The organism is Arcobacter ellisii (assembly GCF_003544915.1).
Taxonomy (GTDB): domain Bacteria; phylum Campylobacterota; class Campylobacteria; order Campylobacterales; family Arcobacteraceae; genus Aliarcobacter; species Aliarcobacter ellisii.
The window spans coordinates 713,222-731,252 of sequence record NZ_CP032097.1; the positions used below are offsets into that span (position 1 = coordinate 713,222).

Below are 18,031 nucleotides of genomic sequence, written 5' to 3' on the forward strand. Positions count from 1 at the left end.
TAATATAATTTAAAATCAATTTAGTATATCATAAGATAAGTTTAAATTCGGTTTTATAGGACAAAAATGATTTTTTCAAATATTAAATACAAAAGTTATCTACCAATTTATATAAGTGCTATTATCTATTTTGTTGCAGCATTTTTCTTTTCATATAGCATTGATATAAGTATGATTGATGATGGATTAAGACATATTGCTTTTGCAGCTAATCTTGATGTTATGAAAAATTGGGGAGAAGTATTTCCCAAATCTTTATTTAGTGAATATGACCCTTGGCATAATTGGCATTTACTTATTGCTTTATTTTTAAAAATATTTTCTTATGAAACTGTTCATATAGCTATAAATACAGTCGTTTTATTTGTTTTGATGCTTTTAATAGATTCACATATACGAAGAAAAATAAATTATGATTTTAAAACTTTAATATATTTAGTTGTATTTTCTATAGTTATGTTTTCATTTATAAGATATCTAAATTTAAGACCTGATTTATTATCTGGTTTATATGTTTTATTTGTGTTGTTATTACGAAATAAATTTTGGCCAGTCTTTATAATCACTTTAATTTATGGACCATTTTATTATGTTTATTATATTTATAGTGCATTTTTAGGTTTGACATTTTTAATACAAAAAAAATATAAACAATTTTTTGGGATTTTTTTAGCTTCAATTCTTGTTTTGATTTATTATTTAGTAAATGATGGAACAGCTTTTATTGAAGTTGTAAAATATGTATTAACAGACCAACAACTAAGAAATGGTTTAAATGTTTCAGAAAGTATGCCTCTATTTAAGTTTTTAACAAACATAAATTCAAAACTATTATTGGTAGTATTTGTATTGATTGTATCAATTATTTTATATTATAAATATAGTTTTTTCAAAGAGAGAACTTTAGAACTTTTTATATTAATTAGTTCTATTTTATGGCTAAACCAAGGAAGATTTTTTTATCTTTTTTTACCAATTATAATAATAGTGGTATTTTCTTATATCATTGATTGTGATAAAAAAAAGTTTTTTAATCAAGTAAGAAAATATTTGATATTTACAAAAAAATATATTAATTACTCTTCAAAAGTTAAACTTTTTTATTTTATAGTAATTCCATATTCGATTTTTATGTTTGCCTATGGATTTAGTACATACACTTATAAAAATGAGCTAATTGATGGAAAATTATTTCAAGCAGAAGAGTTTAATAATAAAACGATTTTATTAAACAGAATGAATGTGGATATTTATAAAGCTTTATATTTTAATCCAACTTTGCATTTTGTTCCAAGTTGTGGAATAGGTTGGTTTGATAATTCAGATAAACAGATGAAAGATTTGTATGTAAAACTACAAAAAAAAGGATTAAATGAAGAAGAACTTTATACTTTTATAAAGTATGTAAATGCAGATTTTTATATCCATTATAGTGGAAATGAAGAACAAATTTTAGATTTTAAGAAGTTAGAAAATTATGGAATTATTGCCCAGAAAATTAATAAAAACAGAATAATTTTTTCCATTGATAAAAATAAGTAATTAGAATTATAAATAAACAAGCTATAATAAAATTTAATATTTTATAAAGGAGAGACGATGATAAATAAAAAAATTTTACTAGGGTTTTTACCAGCTCTTGTTACATTATCTTTAAATGCAGCAACAATTTCAAAAGATGAGTGTACTAAAAAAGGTGAAAATTTTATATATGCAGGGAATGAATGTATCCAATATAAAAAATTCTCAGGTGAAGAAGAGGGTGCTTTAAATATCATAGTTCATGGAACTTGGAATGAAGGAACAGATACGCTAGCAAGATATGCACCCTTTGCAGAAGATTTAGCAATGAGAACAGATATAACTACAATTGCTGTGGCACTTCCAGGGTATTCGCAAAGTTCTACAAATAATTTTCCATCTTTATCTCATAATGGTGTTGAAAGTTTAGGTGCAAAAAAAGAGTATGTGGAATTTTTAGCTCAATTAGTAGAAGCTTTAAAAACAAAATATAAAGCTGAGAAAATCACATACATCGGACATAGTGCAGGTTGTATGATGGGTGCAACATTAACAGGTTTAAAACCAGATTTAATAAATAATATTGTTTGTGCAGGTGGGATTTATGATATAAAAAAAGAGAAACCAGCACTTAAAAATCATATTTCAATAGTTGATGTTTTAGATAAAGTAAATAAAAATACAAAATTTGTATTAGTTTATGGAACAGCTGATGATATTTCAAAACCACAAGTTACAAAAGATTTTTATGAACTTGCAAAAAGTAAAGGTTTAAATGTAAAACTTGTAGAAGCAGTTGATGCACCACATATTGATTTAGATATGACAACTGAATCAAAAGATGCAATAGAAGAAATTGTTGCAGAATAAATAAAATAAAAGTTAATAAACTATTGAATATTTAGAGACAATATCTGAGATAAGTTCTCCAATTTCATTTAGTTTATTATCTTTTAATCTAAAAGAGCTTCCTGATATTCCAACAGCTCCAATTAAAATATTTTCTTTATTAAAAAGTGGAACAGCAACACAAGACATACCATCTTGATACTCTTTATTATCAATAGAAAAACCTCTATTTTTTATGATAGTTAATTCTTCATTTAATGTTTTAATATCAGTTATTGTATTTGTTGTATATTGATTAAATTTAATTTTTTCTAAATCATAATTTCCAAAAGCTAAAATAGATTTTCCTAAAGCACTTGTATGTAGATTTGTTTTAATACCTATATTATTTCTTGTTTTTAATTCTTGATTTGATAAATCAATTTGATTTATATAAGAGATTTTATAATCATCAAAAATACCTAAATATGCACATTCATTTGTTTTTAAAGAGATTTCTTCAAGTAAAAATTTTGTTGCTTTTATAAGTAGTTCGATTTTTGTAGATTGATTTGTTTTATTAGATATATCATTAGCAATGATTTCATTTGAATTTTCTAAATATGAGATAAAATCTTCATCTTTTAAAGTTTTTAAGATTCTAGACATAGTACTTTTGTCAATATTTAATTTTTCACATAAAGTAACAGCTAAAATAGGTTTACCATAATCTATGATAAACCTATAAACTTTTAAACCCTTAGAAAAAGATTTTAATTGATTTGGCATAAAATTATTTTGTTAATAACTCATTAAATTTTGCTAACCATTCAGGATGTGCTGGCCATGCAGCAGCAGTAACTAAATTTCCATCAACTATTGCACTTTCAAATCCAATATCTGCCCATTTACCACCACTTAAACCAACATCAGGAGCACAAGCTGGATAACAAGAACAAGTTTTATTTGAGATAATTCCAGCAGCTGCTAAAACTAAAATACCATGGCAAACAGAAGCTATTGGTTTATTTGCTTTATTGAAATTTTGAACGATTTCAATAACCCTAGGGTTTAATCTAATATATTCAGGCGCTCTTCCTCCTGGGATTAATAATCCATCATAAGTTGATTCATCAATTTCATCAAAAGAAGCATTTAAAGTGAAGTTATGACCTGGTTTTTCTGTATAAGTTTGGTCACCTTCAAAATCATGAATTGCAGTTTTTATCTGCTCATTAGCTTTTTTATTAGGACAAACAACATCAACACTAAACCCCAACATTTTTAGACATTGAAAAGGAACCATTAGTTCATAATCTTCTACAAAATCACCAGCTAATATTAAAATTTTTTTTGACATAAAGTTCTCCTTAAATTTTTAAATTAGAAAGATTTTATAGGAAGTTGTATTAAAATAATATTTATTTAAAAGTTAGTTTTTTTGAGTTTCACATAGTGAAACAAGAAAGAAATGAGGAGATTAATTCTCCTCATAAAATTCTAATTCTCTAAAGGCATCAAAAACATTTTTACTATTTAATTCATCGTATAAAGCTTTGTTTTTGAACTCTTCCATCGTTACAATTTTTGTTATATCATTTCCTGTAACTTCATTTTCAATAGCTTCAAGAACTCTTTGTTTTAATAAAGTAAAATATTTTATTGTTTCATCTGCTGCTGTTTTTGAAGTATCAATTCCATGACCTGGTACTAAAACATCCCATTTTTTTGAATTTATCATCTCTAGTGCTTTTAATGAACCAATAACAGAACCATCTCTATTTGAGGTAACTCTTCCATTCATTACAATATCACCTGAAAATAAAACTTTATCATTTGGTAAATAAACAAATAAATCATCAGAGGTATGAGCTTTTACTCCAGTTGGAATAACTATTATTTCTTTACCATCTATATTTAAAGTTTTAGTTTCATTTATGATTTCATCAACTGCCACAAATTTTGTATTTTTTTTATTCTCTTCTGAAAGAATTTTAACTCCTCTTATTTCTGAATTTGCATTAAATTCTTTATTTATAAGAGCTGGACCATAAATTTTTGCATTAAATTTTTCTTTATAAAAATTATTTCCTAACCAATGGTCATCATGAGCATGAGTTGTAATTACTGTGTTAACTGGTAGTTTTTCTATTTTTTCCATAGCTTTATAAGCTTGATTTGCGAAATCATAACTTGCACCTGAATCGATTAAAACATAACTTTTTGCTGTTTTAATATAACAACTATTTGACATAAATCCACCATTTTCTTTTGTTGGTGCCTCAAGTTTTCCAAAAAAACACCAAACATCAGAAGAAACTTTTATAGGTTTTAAATTATAATCAAATGCAAAAGCATATATTGACAGTAAAAGTGATAATAAGATTTTTTTAAACATAAAACTCCTTTTTTATTTTATAATTAAAAATTATATTGTAATATCACTTTTATATAAGTAATAGTTTTAATTTTAATTCAAATAGGATGGGTATGGATAAGAAAAAACAAATGGCATTTAACCTAAATAATTTCCTTTTATCAATGAGTGCAATTTTAGATTATAAAGAGTTTGATTTATTTGGGACACCTTTAAATCATTTTAAAAGAGTTTCATATATAGCTTTAAATTTAGGTGCAAAATTTAATCTTGAACCAAAAATGATGGCAGATTTATGTTCTTTATCATTGATTTATAATTTAGAAAAAAATGAGTTAGAAAAAATTCCTTTTTTAAATACAAGAGAGTTTTTAGAAGATAGTTTGATAAATGAGATTATTGAATTTTCTTCAAAATTAGACAAAATGTTTAAGCTAAGCGATAATCAAATAGAAAATAGAGTTAAAGCAATAGAATTTGTAAAAGAGAATAAAGAAAATTTTTCAAATGAATTAATAAATAATTTTTTAGAAGTTTCATCACAAATCTCTTTTTGGTTAGATTTACAATATGAAAATGAGATTTTGATGTATATTTATGGCTCTTTACATGATTTTACTACAGTTTTAGATTTTGAAGAGATTTTAAATTTAACAACAATTTTTCATAAACTTGAAAATAAAAATTCAATAATCATAGAAAGAGCTTCAAAAGTAGCTGATGAATTTAATTTTGAGCATAAAGATAAACAAATATTTTTAATAGCTAGCTCTTTACAAAATATTGGAAAAATTATGATTCCAAACTCTATATTAAATAAAAAAGAGAAACTATCTTCAAGTGAATTTGAGATTATAAAATCATATCCTTACCATACAAAAAGAGTATTAGGTGCAATCATGGGATTTGCAGATATTTTATCTCTTGCAACAAAAGTACAAGAAAGATTAGATGGAAGTGGTTATATTTATGGATTAGAAGCTAAAAGTTTAAGTTTAAAAGATAGATTACTTAGCTGTTTAGTAATTTACAATGCATTAAGAGAAGATAGAAGTTATCGAAATGCTTTTAAACACAGTGAAGCAATTAAAATAATGAGAAATGAAGCAGAAATAGGAAAAATTGATAAAAGTATAGTAGAAATTTTTGAAAATATTTTTGAGTAAAAGTGGAGATTTTCTCCACTTTTATTAAGGTTTTACAGTTGTAAGTCCTAAACTTAACCAAGATTGCATTCCACCTCTATACCATTTTAGTTTCTCTTCTGGATAACCAATAGCTGTTAATGCTTTCATAGATTCAGGTGATTGTCCACACCAAGCTCCATTACAAAACATTAAAATAGTTTTTGCATTTGAAAAATCATATTTTCCATTTACTTTTTTTACACCTAACATTTCAACATACTCTTCAAACTCATCTGGATATTGAGATTGTTTCATATAAATATAAGGAATATTTATAGCACTTGGAATTGTTTCATGGTAAAACCAATTTTCTGTTCTTGAATCAACTAACATTAAATTTTTATCTTTTTTTGCTTTTTCAATAAAATCTAAAACTTCTACTTCCCCAAAAGTTTCAACTTTATCAGAGTATTTTATAGGAGCAATTTTTCCCATATATGTTACAAATGCTCTTTTACAATCAGCTTTTACACTCTCAGCTGCTTGATGCTCTCCACCATATACAACTTTTGGGTCAAAACCTACATCTTTACACTCTTCTTTTTTTTCTCTTTTTATAACAACTGTTTTTTCTTCATCTTTTGAATTTTTGAATTTAACTTCAACCCCATCTGTTTGTAAATCAACCGCAAAAATCGACGTTGCTAAAACTAAACTTCCTAATATTATTTTAATCATTTTCTCTCCTTAATTTTTAAAATAAATAATAAATGATTATAACAAATAATCATAATAATTAGCTTTTACAAAATTTCTTAAAATATCATCATAAGAAAAAAGTAGATATAATCGCGTATATTTATAGAAAAAGATAGGATTTTTAATGAGCGAAAAATACGAACCGTCACAAGTAGAAGATAAATTTTATAAAATATGGGAAGAAAGAGGATATTTTGAAATAGATGGAAATAAATCTATTTGGAAAACTGATTCAAATGGAAAACAAAAAACATTTTCTATCATGATGCCACCTCCAAACGTAACAGGAAGCTTACATATTGGGCATGCTTTAACATTTACATTACAAGATATTATCACTAGATATAAAAGAATGGATGGTTTTAAAACTCTTTGGCAACCAGGAACTGACCACGCAGGAATTGCAACACAAAATGTTGTTGAAAAACAACTTTTAGCTGAAGGGACAACTAAAGAAGAAATAGGAAGAGAAAAATTCCTTGAAAGAGCTTGGAAACAAAAAGAGACTTCAGGTGGAAATATAGTTCATCAAATGAGAAAATTAGGTGTTACTCCTGCTTGGAAAAGAGAAAGATTTACGATGGATGAGGGATTAAAAGAGGCTGTAAAAGAAGCTTTTATCTCTTTATACAACGAAGGTCATATCACTCAAAATAACTACATGGTAAACTGGTGTACACATGATGGGGCATTATCAGATATCGAAGTTGAACATGAAGAAGTAAATGGTAAGTTTTATCATATGATTTATAAATTTGCAGATGGAAGTGGTGAACTTCAAGTAGCAACTACTAGACCTGAAACATATTTTGGGGATACAGCTATTATGGTTCATCCTGATGATGAGAGATATAAATCAATTGTTGGAAAAGAAGTTCTTTTACCTTTAACTGAGCGAAAAATCAAAGTAATCACAGATTCTCATGTTGATATGGAATTTGGAACAGGTGTTGTAAAAGTAACTCCTGCACACGACCAAAATGACTACGAAGTTGGAAAAAGACACGATTTAGAGTTCATTAAAGTATTTGATGAAAAAGGTATTTTAAACGAATACTGTGGAGAGTTTGCTGGTCTTGAAAGACTTGAAGCAAGACCTGTTATTGTAAAAGCTTTAGAAGAAGCTGGGTATATCGTAAAAATAGAAGAGCATATTCACCAAGTAGGACATTGTTATAGATGTAAAAATATTGTTGAACCATTTATCTCTCAACAATGGTTTTTAAGTTCTGAAATGGCGCAAGAGTCTATTAGAAAAACAAAAGAAACTACAAAAGAAAGAGCTCAAACTGGAGAACATAATGGAACACTTTTCCACCCTGCACATTGGATAAATTCATATACAGCTTGGATGGATGAGTTAAGACCTTGGTGTATTTCAAGACAACTTTGGTGGGGACATAGAATTCCTGTATTTACTTGTGACGATTGTGGACATCAATGGGCAGATAAAGCTGATGAGCCTGAATGTTGTCCAAAATGTGGAGGAAAACACTATACTCAAGATCCAGATGTTTTAGATACTTGGTTCTCTTCAGCTTTATGGGCAATGTCGCCATTAGGTTGGGGAAATAATGGAAAATTAAAAGAACTTTATAATGATACAGATGAAGCAGATTTTTATCCAAATTCACTGTTAATCACTGGTTTTGATATTATGTTCTTCTGGGTAGCTAGAATGATGATGATGGGTGAACACTTCAAAAAACAATTACCATTTGAAGATATTTATATGCACGCATTAGTAAGAGATGAACATGGTGCTAAAATGTCAAAATCAAAAGGAAATGTAATTGACCCACTTGATATGGTAAATGAACATTCTGCTGATATTATCAGATTTACTTTAGCGTATTTATGTGTTCAAGGAAGAGATATTAAACTAGGAGCTAAAAACCTAGAGCAATTTAGAAACTTTACAAATAAACTTTACAATGCAAGTAATTTCTTACAGTTAAACGTAGAAACTTTCCCTGATTTAAAAGATATTACTATCAAAACGCCACTTGGTCTTTATATGCAAAGTAAATTAAGTGATGCAGTTGATGAGTTAAGAAATGCTTTAGAAACTTATAAATTCAACGAATCAGCATCTATTTTATATAAATTTGTATGGAATGAATTTTGTGACTGGGGAATTGAGTATGCAAAAGCTTCTAAAGATTCAGTAATAGAACTTGGAGCAATTTTCAAAGAGACTTTAAAAATGGTTTCTCCATTTATGCCATTTATTTCTGATTATTTATATCACAAATTAAGTGGAACAACACTTGAAGATGGTGATTCATTGATGATTATGAATTTCCCAAAAGAAATAGCAAAAAATCAAGAAATCGAAGATATGTTTGCAATTATTGAAGAAGCAATTACAGCTATTAGAAGAGCAAAAGTTATCATAGATATGGGTAACTCAAAAATTGCAAAAGCTTATTTAAAAATCAATAAAAATATTGATGAAAAAACAGCAAAACCATTTATTGAAAAACTTGCAAAAGTAGAAAATATCGAGTTTGTCCTAGCAAAAGTAGAAAACTCAATCACAGATGTAAGTGATAACTTAGAAGTTTATATCCCAACTGGTGAAATTGATATGACACCAATTATTTCAAAACTTACAAAACAACAAGAAAAATTAGAAAAAGAGATAGCAAAACTTTCAGGTATGTTAAATAATGAAAAATTCGTAGCAAATGCACCAGCAAATGTTTTAGAAGAAAATAGAGCAGGATTGGCAAGTGCTGAAGATAAACTGGCTAAGGTTGTGGCTGAACTTAAATCTTTAAGTTAAAAAGAAGATTTTTTAGATAGATTTTAAAAGCCCCATCAAGTTTTGATGGGGCTTTTATTTTTATTAAAAAGATTTTTATAAAGAGGTTTAAATGAAAGAATATCTACCAATCATTGTTTCTATAATTTCCGGTCTATTTGCAATTGTTGTTATAATATTTACATGGATATTTAAAAAATCTACAGATAAACAATTGAGAGCTCTTTCTCAATTTGATGAATTAAAAAATTTGTATATCAAAACTTATGAAATGTTTGAAGAACTAATTAAGGTTACAAAAAATCATAAAGAAAGTGATTTAAATTCACAATTTAGTAAATTGACTGCTGAAATTAATATGTTAGCACCAATTGAAATTATTGAGAAATATAAATTAGTAGCAGATTTATATGAAGAATGGGCTAATTTTTATCCAAAAGCCTATCCTCCTTCTAAGAATGGATATAAAATTATTTATTCTAAATCGATTGACCCTACATTAAAATATAAAGAATTAGAAAAAAACTCTTATGAAATATTTTATAAAGAGTATAAAGATTTGTGTGAATTGATACGTTCACAAATAAAAATAAAATAAATATAAATAGCTTTATTTCTTAATTAAACCCTATCAACCCAATAATCAGGAACTCGATGTTGATGTGCTATGGCAACTATTAAAATAGTATTTTCTTCATAGAGATATAAAATATTGTAAGGAAAGCGGTGTAAAGTGCATCTTCTAATTTGATTTGATACTTTTTGATAAGAGTTTGGGAAGTTTTTTATTCTATTTATTGAAGTTTGAATATCATTTGAGAATTTTTTACCTAAACCTTTTTCTTGTTGTTCATAATATTTTATAGAATCATGAAATTCAAGTTTTGCAAGTTTTAGGTAATTAATATTCATAATCGAAAAAATCTTTTTCGTTTACAGTTTCTAGTTTTCCATTTTTATATGAGTTTACTCTTTTATTAGCTTCTTCTTCCCAGATTTTATTTATATTTTCATCGGGTTTATCAAGACTTTTTAAAAGTTCTTCAACAAGTTCAAATCTATCATTAGCTTTTAGGTGTAAGGCTTGTTCTAAAATGTCATTTTTACCCATTAGATACTCTTTTTTGTAATTGATTTTTAAAAAATTATAACATATCTTTTTAAAAAGAAAAAAAAATTTATTTTCTATTTTTTCTGTACCTCATTATTTTATATAAATCAAAAAAATAAACTACCAGTTTATTTAAAATAAAGTATTCATAAGTATAATTAGACCATCAGTTTATAAAAGAAAAATTATGTCAAATCAAAATAAATTCAGAGAAATTACATGAACGTAACAAAAGATAAAATCTCATCTGTTTTTTTTAAATACTCAATTCCATCTGTTTTAGGAATGTTAGCAATTTCATCAGCTAGTATTGTTGATGGATTTTTTATTGGAAATTATGTTGGGGCTTTTGGACTTGCTGCAATAAATATTAGTTTACCTATCTTTTCATTTTTATTTGGTTTTGCTTTGATGATTGCTATTGGAACAAGTGTTGTAGCAGGAAAATTGATAGGCGAAGGTAATAATCAAACAGCAAGTATAATTTTTACAAAAGCAGTTATATCTATTGTTATTTTTAGTTTTTTATCTTGTTCAATTTTATATTTTAATATTGAAACACTTTTGTATTATTTAGGTGCAAACGAAAATTTGATGGATATAGCGATAGAGTATTTGTCAATAATTCTTATTTTTATTCCATTTTTGATGATAGGAATAGTTCTTGATTATTTTGTAAGGATTGATAATAGACCAAATCTTGCCTTTATAACAATGCTTTTAAGTTCTATTATAAATATTGTATTAGACTATTTTTTTATTGTTTATCTTCAAAAAGGGATTTTTGGAGCTGCCCTTGCAACAGGAATATCTCAATTATCTTTGATATTTATTCTTTTGCCTCATTTTTTTTCAAATAAAGCAACTTTAAAATTTGTATCACCAATAGGAAATTATATTCAAATTTTAAAAGCTACATACAATGGAGCTTCTGAGTTTATAAATGAGATTTCAGTTGGAATTACAACTTTGATTTTTAACTATATAATGATAAAAACTTTTAGTACAGAAGGAGTTGCAGCGTTTGCTGTGATAAATTATCTTTTATGGATTGGTATAATGATAAGTTTTGGAATAAGTGATTCTTTACAACCAATTATTAGTAAAAATTTTGGAGCAAAAGAGAACAAAAGAATAGAAGAGTTTTTAAAAATAGCTTTTATTTCAACATATATTGTTGGGTTTTTTATGATAGCCTTGATTATTCTTGTACCAGAACAATTGGCAAATCTTTTTTTAGAAGATACCAATTATGAAACCAAACAAATAGTCTTAAATTTTGTTACATTTATTTGGATTGCATTTCTTTTTAATGGATCAAATCTTATAGTTTCAGCTTATTTTACAGCAATACATAAACCTTTACACTCGGCAATTATTGCCATATCAAGAAGTTTTATTTTCCCAGTATTATTTATATTTATTTTGCCAATGATATTTGAAAAAAATGGGATTTTTTTAGTAATTCCCATAGCTGAATTTATAACTTTTATAATTGCAATTGTTTTATTTAAAAATTTTAGTCCAAGAAAAATAGTATAGAATTATATGGGAGATAAATTATGAAAAATAGTGAAAATAAATCAAATGTAACTCTTAGAGTTGCAAAAAAAACTGAGTTAAATAAATTTAAAACAGATTTACAAGAAGCATTTAGAATATCAGCAGAAAAGGAGTTTGGTCATGCCTTAGATGAGCCAATCCCTTCTGATTTGGATTTTGAAGATTCTGTTAATTATGCTGGTGCAATTGTATATCAAGTAGCTTTAGATGAAAATATTGTCGGTGGAGCTATTGTGGCTATTGATGAGGTTACTCAACACAACAAATTATTGTTATTTTTTATAGCAACTAATTGTCATAGTAAAGGTGTTGGATATAAGGCTTGGAAAGCAATAGAGAAAAAACATCCAAAAACAAAAATATGGGAAACTACAACTCCTTATTTTGAGAAAAGAAATATTCATTTTTATGTGAATAAATGTGGTTTTAAAATTGTTGAATATTTTAGTAGATATCATCCTGACCCAAATCAAAAATCAGATTCTAATTTTGATGAGCAAGATGATGAGATGTTTAAGTTTGAAAAACAAATGTGAAAAATATAAAAATTATCTTTTTAATAAATCTTCTAACATTCTAATATAATCTATTAGATTTTTTTTCAAGTCATAATTTTCTAAAATCATAGATTGTAAATACATACCATCAGCAGTTGCAATTAGGCTTGGAATAAATTTTCTAGCATTTTCTTTTAAAAATCCTTTAGCAATCATTTCATCAAAGATTTCATTTGTAGCACTAAATAAATAATCGTAACACTCGGCATTTTTTTGTTTTATAAATTCATTTTCAATATTCAAATACATATAAAATGTATCTTTCATCAATTTATCAAAAGATTTATTTTCAGGGTCTGATAAAACTAAATAAAAAGAAAAAAGAGCTAAAAGTTTCTCAGAAAATGTTTGAGCTTCTTTTATCTCTTTTTCAGTATCAATAAAAAATTTTTCACTTTTTTTGTCAATTACTTCAAAAATTAACTCTTCTTTAGTTTTGAAATAATGATAAAATTGTCCCTTTGACATATTTAAAGATTCAATAAATTTATTTAAAGAAAAATTGTTTACTCCATTGTTTATAAATTCTTCATAGGCTTTTTCACATATAAAATCAATTTTTTCACTAGAATTAACTATTTTTGGCATTTATTGTCCATATTATATTTTTAAATTATATTAAGATATTTTGACTAAAAAACTTGTTATTTTAATCTACATTTCCTTGTGTATATGTTCTAAATCTAGTACAATAGATTATCTTTAACTAAGGAAAAAAATGCTTGACGCTAAAAAAAGAATAAATATAAAAGCTGGTTTAAAAGTAAATATTGTACTTAAAGTTGACCAAAGAAGTGGGAAGCTTACAACTGGTATTGTAAAAAATATACTTACAAATTCACCTTCTCATCCACATGGAATAAAAGTGCGACTTCAAGATGGGCAAGTTGGAAGAGTTCAGGAAATATTACTTTAATGTAACAAAATAAAGAGAAAATCTCTTTATTTTATAAAAGTGAATCAATTTTTATTTTATATTCTAAATCTTTTCCAGCTAATGGATGATTAAAATCAACAGTTACTTCTTTTTCACCTATTTCTTTTACGATAAATTGAATTGGTTGGTCATTTTCATCTTGAGCTTGAATTTGCATACCAACTTTTAAATCTTCAATTCCTGCAAATTGTTCTATATGAAGTGTTTGAATTCCATTTGGGTCATATTCTCCATATGCTTCAGCAGCAGGAACTATAAATTGAGCTGCTTCTCCTGCTTTCATATTTATTATTCTTTTTTCAAGTCCAGCGATTACTTGTCCTACACCAAATTGAAATTCAAATGGTTTATTACTTCTACTTCCATCCACTAAAACACCATCAACTCTTACTTCAAACATTATTTTAACTGTTCGGTTAATCTCTATAGGCATATTATCCCTTATTTTTTATTTTTTGAACTATATAGTATTAAAAATAAAATATCAAATAGGGTTTGCAAATAACAATTTTTTTTATATAATAAAATAAAAAGGAAATTTATGAAAATAAATAAGAGTCAAATTATTTTTTTACTAAGTTTATCTTTTTTTCTTCAAGCTTGCACTTTTGACCAAAATTCTTTAAAAAGTGTAGCCCAAACAAATGCTGCAACACAAGTTGATGAGTTTAAAGAAGAGATATTAAAAGATTTAATCAATTACAAAAAGAAGTTAGATTTAAGAAATCCAAATGCTTATAATAAAGAACTTCAAAGTAGTATTATTCATCAAATTAGAATGAATAAAAATTTTATAAATCTAATTCAAAATGGTCAAGTTTTGGAAAACTCAAATGAATATTTTTATTATGCTTTTTCTCCTAAAAAGATTGAAAATAGAAATGACCTTTTGATTTTAGGTTTATATAAAATGGTTTATAAAGCTTATATGATGGAAAAGAATCATCAATTTTCTGCAATCTCATATAATCAAGAGGAGATGATAAAACTTTATGAATATTTACAAGTGGCTCGTTGGAAAATCAAAACTGCTAAAGATGAAAATGGAGATTATTTATTTAATACTTGGCAAAATAATTGGCAGTTAGAATTTGAAAAAAAATATAAAGGTGATTACAATATTATAAATGATTTACTTTATATAAAATCAAATAGAGAAACTATTCTTGACCCATCAAATTTTTCTTATGAAATACTCTTTTCAAAGATGATTACAAATGTAGAACATACCCTTAGAAAAATAAATGTGGAACCTTATGAGATGAGTGTGTCAGCTTTAAAAAGTTTTATTTTTATAATTTAGCCTAAAGATTTTACTCTCTAGGCATTTTTCTTAGTTTGTGAGTTAAAGTAAATAAAACTGGTAGATAAATTAGATTTAAAACAGTTCCCCAAGCAAGTCCAAAACCTAAAGCAATTGCAATTGGTTGGAAAATTACAGCTTCTCCACTTGGATATAAAATCAAAGATAACATACCTATTAAAGTTGTAACAGTTGTGATTATGATAGGTCTAAATCTTTTTGTTGCTCTTTCAAATATTTCATTCATTGTTTTTGCTTTTTTTAGATAAGTCATCATAATAATTCCATCATTTATAACAACTCCTGCAAGACCTAAAGAACCAATTAATGAAGGCATTGAAAGATTTAGTCCCATAATTTGATGACCAACTAAAACTCCTAAAAGTGAAAAAGGAATAACACTCATTACAATAAATGTTTCTCTAAAAGAGTTAAATAAATAAAGCATAGAAATCATAATCAAAATTAAAGCTAAAGCAGTTGCAAGCAACATATCTCTTCTTAATTCAGCATTTTTTTCTGCTTCACCTTTTAAAACAATTTTTATTCCAGTTTTTTCAATCTCATCTAAAGTAGGTTGTAGTTCTTTTAGAACTTCAGATGCAGTTATAATTTCTGGATTTACATTTGCAAAAACATAAAAGTTTTTAATTCCATTATCTTTTAAAAGTTGTTCAAATGCTCTTAAGGTATTTAATTCAACAACTTCATATAAACTCACATTTGTATTATCAGAAAGTGGAATTTTTGTATTTTTGAAACTTTCAAAATCATCTTTGTTTAAAGATTGTATTTTTATATCAAGCATCTCTTCTTCATCAAAAGATACAGCTTTTTTCTTTAGTAAATATAAATTTGAAAGATAAGTTCCTATAAAAGATTCTGTAAGTCCTAGTTGTTCTCCATAAGAGTTTACTTTGATTTTTATCTCATCAATTCCAAATTTTAAAGAGTTTGAAGAGGATTTAATACCTTTTATATTTTTTAAAGCCTCATCAATTTTTTCAACAGCACTAATAGCTTTTTGATTATCTGAAGTTACAACACCTATTTGAATATCAGATTTAATTGGACCCACTTTTTTCTCAAGAACTTCTATCTCTTCAAGATTGTATTTTGATTTATAATCTTGTTGTTTTAAAAACTCTTTTAATTTTTGTGAAATATTATTTGAAGTCTCTTCTCTTGTTCTTCCTTCTTTATCATAATAAAAACTTAAATTTGGAGTTACATATTTATCTAAAAAATTCATCTCTTTTAGTTTTTGCAATTCAACAGTCATATACATAGCATATGGGAAATTTTCAGTATTGTTTCCTACATCTTTTCTATATCCAGCAATTGAGTTTATATTTCTAATGTAAAATTCATCACTTTTTTTTGCTAAATCAGCTTCAATAGAACTTACTATTTTAAAAGCTTCTTCTAGTGTTGTATTTGCATTTGCTTTTAAAGTAATTTTTACATCAGTTGAGTCAAATTGTGGAAACATTTGAAATCTTGAATTTTTTATATATTCAAAAGTTAAAAAAGGAACAAGAACTATAAAAATAGTAATAAATGTTTTTTTCCAATTCATGAAAAAATGAATGATTTTATTGTAAATCTTATTTGCTTTTTCCCATGATGTAACTTTTGAACCATTTTTTAAAGTATGGGCTGCATGTATTGGAAGAAAAATAAAAGATTCAACCAAAGAAGCGATAACTAAAGCACTTAAAGCTATGGGAATTAGTTTCATAACTTCACCCATAGTTCCACTAATCATCAAAATTGGTAAAAATGAAAAAAGAGTAGTAAGTGAAGCAATAGTAACAGGTTTTACCATCTCTTTTGCTCCCATAATTGCTGCTTCTTTTGGAGAATGACCCTCTTCAATATGTTGTTGGATATTTTCACTAACAACAATTGCATCATCAACAACAATTCCTATTGCAATTAATACACCAACAAGAGAAATCATATTTATTGTATATCCTGAAAAATAGATATAAATTGAAGCAATAACAAATGAAGTTGGAATTCCAAGTCCAATAATAAATGACATTCTTGCATTTATTAATAGAGTTACAAGTATTGTTATTAATATTATTCCAAGAAAAATATTTGATGAAACAACATTTAATCTATCAATAATTCTTTCACTATTATCATCAGCAATTGAAATATTAATATCTGGATTGTTTTTTTGGATATTTGGTAATAATTTTTTTATATCTTTTACTATTTTTATTGCATCTGCTGTATCTGCTTGAACTATCTCTAAAGATAAAGCATTTTCTCCATTAAAAGAGTAAAGTGTTGAGGAGTCTTCATATTTTTTTGAAATAGTTGCAATATCTTTTATAAAAAGAGTTTTGCCAGAAATTTTTACCTTTGTATTTTCAAACTCAAAAGCTGTTTTTGCTCCATTGTTTGTAGAAATATAGTAGTGTTTTTTAGGGTCTTCAATTTTTCCAATTGGAAAAATATAAGATAAATTAGAAATGACAGTAAATACATCATTTTTATTTAAACCAAGTGCATCTATCTTTTTTTCATCGAGTAATACTTCAAAATATTTATCAGAATCTCCAAATACATTGATTTCATTTATTCCATTTATTGTTAAAAGTTTACTTTTTAAATCATCTGCAAAAGGCTTTAATTCATCAACAGAGAATTTTTTAGAAGTTACCGAAATATCAACTAATGTTCTACTTCTATCAAGTGTATTAACAGATGGCTCATCCATATCAGAAGGTAAATTTGTTTTTATTAGACTAATTGAATCTTTTAATTTATCTGCTTCTACATATTTATTAAAACCTTTTTTTAGTTCCAAAACAATTGTAAATTTTCCTGGACTTATTATTGTTGACATAGTATCAATTGAGTCATAATTTTTGATTTTGTCTTCAATCTCTGAAACAGCCATTTTATCTAAAATATCAACACTAGCTCCACTATATGAACCTTTGATAGAAATCATATCTAAATCAAAACTAGGGAAAATCTCTTTAGGTGTTTTAGTATATGACCAAACTCCAACTGCAAAAACTAAAATAAATAAAGTATAGTTTATTCTTGAATTCTCAACAAAAAATCTTAAAATCTTTTCAAACATTAAATTCCTTAGAAATAAAAAGAAGTATCATAATTTAAAAGTATAAATGATAAATTAATACAAGTTAGCACAAGT

General features: G+C 26.0%; 18 protein-coding genes. 9 read left to right on the forward strand and 9 right to left on the reverse strand.

Annotation, left to right across the window (positions count from 1 at the left end; all coding sequences use genetic code 11):
• Positions 1-66 precede the first annotated feature (66 nt).
• Both AELL_RS03585 and AELL_RS03590 read left to right on the forward strand, forming a co-directional pair.
• The gene (locus AELL_RS03585) at positions 67-1,542 is read left to right on the forward strand and encodes a hypothetical protein (protein WP_118916628.1); all 1,476 of its coding nucleotides are present in this window, start codon (positions 67-69) and stop codon (positions 1,540-1,542) included.
• A 57-nt stretch (positions 1,543-1,599) separates the two neighbouring features.
• A complete protein-coding gene (locus AELL_RS03590; protein ID WP_118916629.1) occupies positions 1,600-2,391 on the forward strand; it encodes an alpha/beta hydrolase in 792 nt (263 codons plus the stop codon).
• A 12-nt stretch (positions 2,392-2,403) separates the two neighbouring features.
• Here the strand turns inward: AELL_RS03590 and AELL_RS03595 are convergent, their stop codons facing one another.
• The 3 genes from AELL_RS03595 to AELL_RS03605 all read right to left on the reverse strand — a co-directional run bounded on the left by AELL_RS03595 (position 2,404) and on the right by AELL_RS03605 (position 4,747).
• Complete coding sequence (locus AELL_RS03595) at positions 2,404-3,138, reverse strand: IclR family transcriptional regulator (protein WP_118916630.1); 735 nt, start codon at positions 3,136-3,138, stop codon at positions 2,404-2,406.
• A 4-nt stretch (positions 3,139-3,142) separates the two neighbouring features.
• Entirely contained in the window at positions 3,143-3,709 is a 567-nt protein-coding gene (locus AELL_RS03600) for a DJ-1/PfpI family protein (protein WP_118916631.1), read from the reverse strand.
• A gap of 120 nt (positions 3,710-3,829) precedes the next feature.
• A complete protein-coding gene (locus AELL_RS03605; RefSeq protein ID WP_118916632.1) occupies positions 3,830-4,747 on the reverse strand; it encodes an MBL fold metallo-hydrolase in 918 nt (305 codons plus the stop codon).
• Between the two features lie 92 nt (positions 4,748-4,839).
• Between AELL_RS03605 and AELL_RS03610 the strand changes: the two genes are divergently transcribed.
• On the forward strand, positions 4,840-5,892 hold the full coding sequence (locus tag AELL_RS03610) for an HD-GYP domain-containing protein (RefSeq protein WP_118916633.1): 1,053 nt from the start codon (positions 4,840-4,842) through the stop codon (positions 5,890-5,892).
• Between the two features lie 24 nt (positions 5,893-5,916).
• On the opposite strand, the gene AELL_RS03615 is transcribed toward AELL_RS03610, so the two are convergent.
• Positions 5,917-6,591, reverse strand: coding sequence for a rhodanese-like domain-containing protein (locus AELL_RS03615; RefSeq protein ID WP_118916634.1), 675 nt, complete (start codon positions 6,589-6,591; stop codon positions 5,917-5,919).
• Between the two features lie 145 nt (positions 6,592-6,736).
• On the opposite strand from AELL_RS03615, the gene AELL_RS03620 reads away from it, so the two are divergent.
• Positions 6,737-9,400 (forward strand): valine--tRNA ligase, encoded by a 2,664-nt coding sequence (locus AELL_RS03620; RefSeq protein WP_118916635.1) that lies wholly within the window; start codon positions 6,737-6,739, stop codon positions 9,398-9,400.
• Between the two features lie 91 nt (positions 9,401-9,491).
• Positions 9,492-9,977 carry a hypothetical protein gene (locus AELL_RS03625; protein ID WP_118916636.1) on the forward strand — a complete coding sequence of 162 codons (486 nt, stop codon included), beginning with the start codon at positions 9,492-9,494 and terminating at the stop codon, positions 9,975-9,977.
• 23 nt (positions 9,978-10,000) lie between these two features.
• Here the strand turns inward: AELL_RS03625 and AELL_RS03630 are convergent, their stop codons facing one another.
• Positions 10,001-10,291 (reverse strand): type II toxin-antitoxin system RelE/ParE family toxin, encoded by a 291-nt coding sequence (locus AELL_RS03630; RefSeq protein WP_118916637.1) that lies wholly within the window; start codon positions 10,289-10,291, stop codon positions 10,001-10,003.
• Entirely contained in the window at positions 10,281-10,490 is a 210-nt protein-coding gene (locus tag AELL_RS03635; protein WP_118916638.1) for an addiction module protein, read from the reverse strand. The genes AELL_RS03630 and AELL_RS03635 overlap by 11 nt, the downstream gene beginning before the upstream one ends.
• Positions 10,491-10,709: 219 nt before the next feature.
• On the opposite strand from AELL_RS03635, the gene AELL_RS03640 reads away from it, so the two are divergent.
• Positions 10,710-12,032, forward strand: a complete 1,323-nt coding sequence (locus AELL_RS03640) for an MATE family efflux transporter (protein ID WP_118916639.1) — start codon at positions 10,710-10,712, stop codon at positions 12,030-12,032.
• Between the two features lie 20 nt (positions 12,033-12,052).
• Entirely contained in the window at positions 12,053-12,589 is a 537-nt protein-coding gene (locus tag AELL_RS03645) for a GNAT family N-acetyltransferase (RefSeq protein WP_118916640.1), read from the forward strand.
• Between the two features lie 12 nt (positions 12,590-12,601).
• Here AELL_RS03645 and AELL_RS03650 read toward each other — a convergent pair whose 3' ends face one another.
• Positions 12,602-13,198, reverse strand: coding sequence for a TetR/AcrR family transcriptional regulator (locus AELL_RS03650; protein WP_118916641.1), 597 nt, complete (start codon positions 13,196-13,198; stop codon positions 12,602-12,604).
• A gap of 130 nt (positions 13,199-13,328) precedes the next feature.
• Between AELL_RS03650 and AELL_RS03655 the strand changes: the two genes are divergently transcribed.
• Entirely contained in the window at positions 13,329-13,526 is a 198-nt protein-coding gene (locus AELL_RS03655; RefSeq protein WP_118916642.1) for a YwbE family protein, read from the forward strand.
• Positions 13,527-13,557: 31 nt separating this feature from the next.
• On the opposite strand, the gene AELL_RS03660 is transcribed toward AELL_RS03655, so the two are convergent.
• Positions 13,558-13,980: an FKBP-type peptidyl-prolyl cis-trans isomerase gene (locus AELL_RS03660; RefSeq protein ID WP_118916643.1), complete on the reverse strand. Its 423-nt coding sequence runs from the start codon at positions 13,978-13,980 to the stop codon at positions 13,558-13,560.
• A 108-nt stretch (positions 13,981-14,088) separates the two neighbouring features.
• On the opposite strand from AELL_RS03660, the gene AELL_RS03665 reads away from it, so the two are divergent.
• Positions 14,089-14,850 carry a hypothetical protein gene (locus AELL_RS03665; protein WP_118916644.1) on the forward strand — a complete coding sequence of 254 codons (762 nt, stop codon included), beginning with the start codon at positions 14,089-14,091 and terminating at the stop codon, positions 14,848-14,850.
• A 10-nt stretch (positions 14,851-14,860) separates the two neighbouring features.
• Here the strand turns inward: AELL_RS03665 and AELL_RS03670 are convergent, their stop codons facing one another.
• Positions 14,861-17,956: an efflux RND transporter permease subunit gene (locus AELL_RS03670; protein ID WP_118916645.1), complete on the reverse strand. Its 3,096-nt coding sequence runs from the start codon at positions 17,954-17,956 to the stop codon at positions 14,861-14,863.
• Positions 17,957-18,031: the final 75 nt, after the last annotated feature.

What these genes read in the sequence shown, in the direction of transcription:
- AELL_RS03585 (WP_118916628.1), top strand. Translation starts at nt 67, where the DNA reads ATGATTTTTTCAAATATTAAATACAAAAGTTATCTACCAATTTATATA.
- AELL_RS03590 (WP_118916629.1), top strand. Translation starts at nt 1,600, where the DNA reads ATGATAAATAAAAAAATTTTACTAGGGTTTTTACCAGCTCTTGTTACA.
- AELL_RS03595 (WP_118916630.1), bottom strand. Translation starts at nt 3,138, where the DNA reads ATGCCAAATCAATTAAAATCTTTTTCTAAGGGTTTAAAAGTTTATAGG.
- AELL_RS03600 (WP_118916631.1), bottom strand. Translation starts at nt 3,709, where the DNA reads ATGTCAAAAAAAATTTTAATATTAGCTGGTGATTTTGTAGAAGATTAT.
- AELL_RS03605 (WP_118916632.1), bottom strand. Translation starts at nt 4,747, where the DNA reads ATGTTTAAAAAAATCTTATTATCACTTTTACTGTCAATATATGCTTTT.
- AELL_RS03610 (WP_118916633.1), top strand. Translation starts at nt 4,840, where the DNA reads ATGGATAAGAAAAAACAAATGGCATTTAACCTAAATAATTTCCTTTTA.
- AELL_RS03615 (WP_118916634.1), bottom strand. Translation starts at nt 6,591, where the DNA reads ATGATTAAAATAATATTAGGAAGTTTAGTTTTAGCAACGTCGATTTTT.
- AELL_RS03620 (WP_118916635.1), top strand. Translation starts at nt 6,737, where the DNA reads ATGAGCGAAAAATACGAACCGTCACAAGTAGAAGATAAATTTTATAAA.
- AELL_RS03625 (WP_118916636.1), top strand. Translation starts at nt 9,492, where the DNA reads ATGAAAGAATATCTACCAATCATTGTTTCTATAATTTCCGGTCTATTT.
- AELL_RS03630 (WP_118916637.1), bottom strand. Translation starts at nt 10,291, where the DNA reads ATGAATATTAATTACCTAAAACTTGCAAAACTTGAATTTCATGATTCT.
- AELL_RS03635 (WP_118916638.1), bottom strand. Translation starts at nt 10,490, where the DNA reads ATGGGTAAAAATGACATTTTAGAACAAGCCTTACACCTAAAAGCTAAT.
- AELL_RS03640 (WP_118916639.1), top strand. Translation starts at nt 10,710, where the DNA reads ATGAACGTAACAAAAGATAAAATCTCATCTGTTTTTTTTAAATACTCA.
- AELL_RS03645 (WP_118916640.1), top strand. Translation starts at nt 12,053, where the DNA reads ATGAAAAATAGTGAAAATAAATCAAATGTAACTCTTAGAGTTGCAAAA.
- AELL_RS03650 (WP_118916641.1), bottom strand. Translation starts at nt 13,198, where the DNA reads ATGCCAAAAATAGTTAATTCTAGTGAAAAAATTGATTTTATATGTGAA.
- AELL_RS03655 (WP_118916642.1), top strand. Translation starts at nt 13,329, where the DNA reads ATGCTTGACGCTAAAAAAAGAATAAATATAAAAGCTGGTTTAAAAGTA.
- AELL_RS03660 (WP_118916643.1), bottom strand. Translation starts at nt 13,980, where the DNA reads ATGCCTATAGAGATTAACCGAACAGTTAAAATAATGTTTGAAGTAAGA.
- AELL_RS03665 (WP_118916644.1), top strand. Translation starts at nt 14,089, where the DNA reads ATGAAAATAAATAAGAGTCAAATTATTTTTTTACTAAGTTTATCTTTT.
- AELL_RS03670 (WP_118916645.1), bottom strand. Translation starts at nt 17,956, where the DNA reads ATGTTTGAAAAGATTTTAAGATTTTTTGTTGAGAATTCAAGAATAAAC.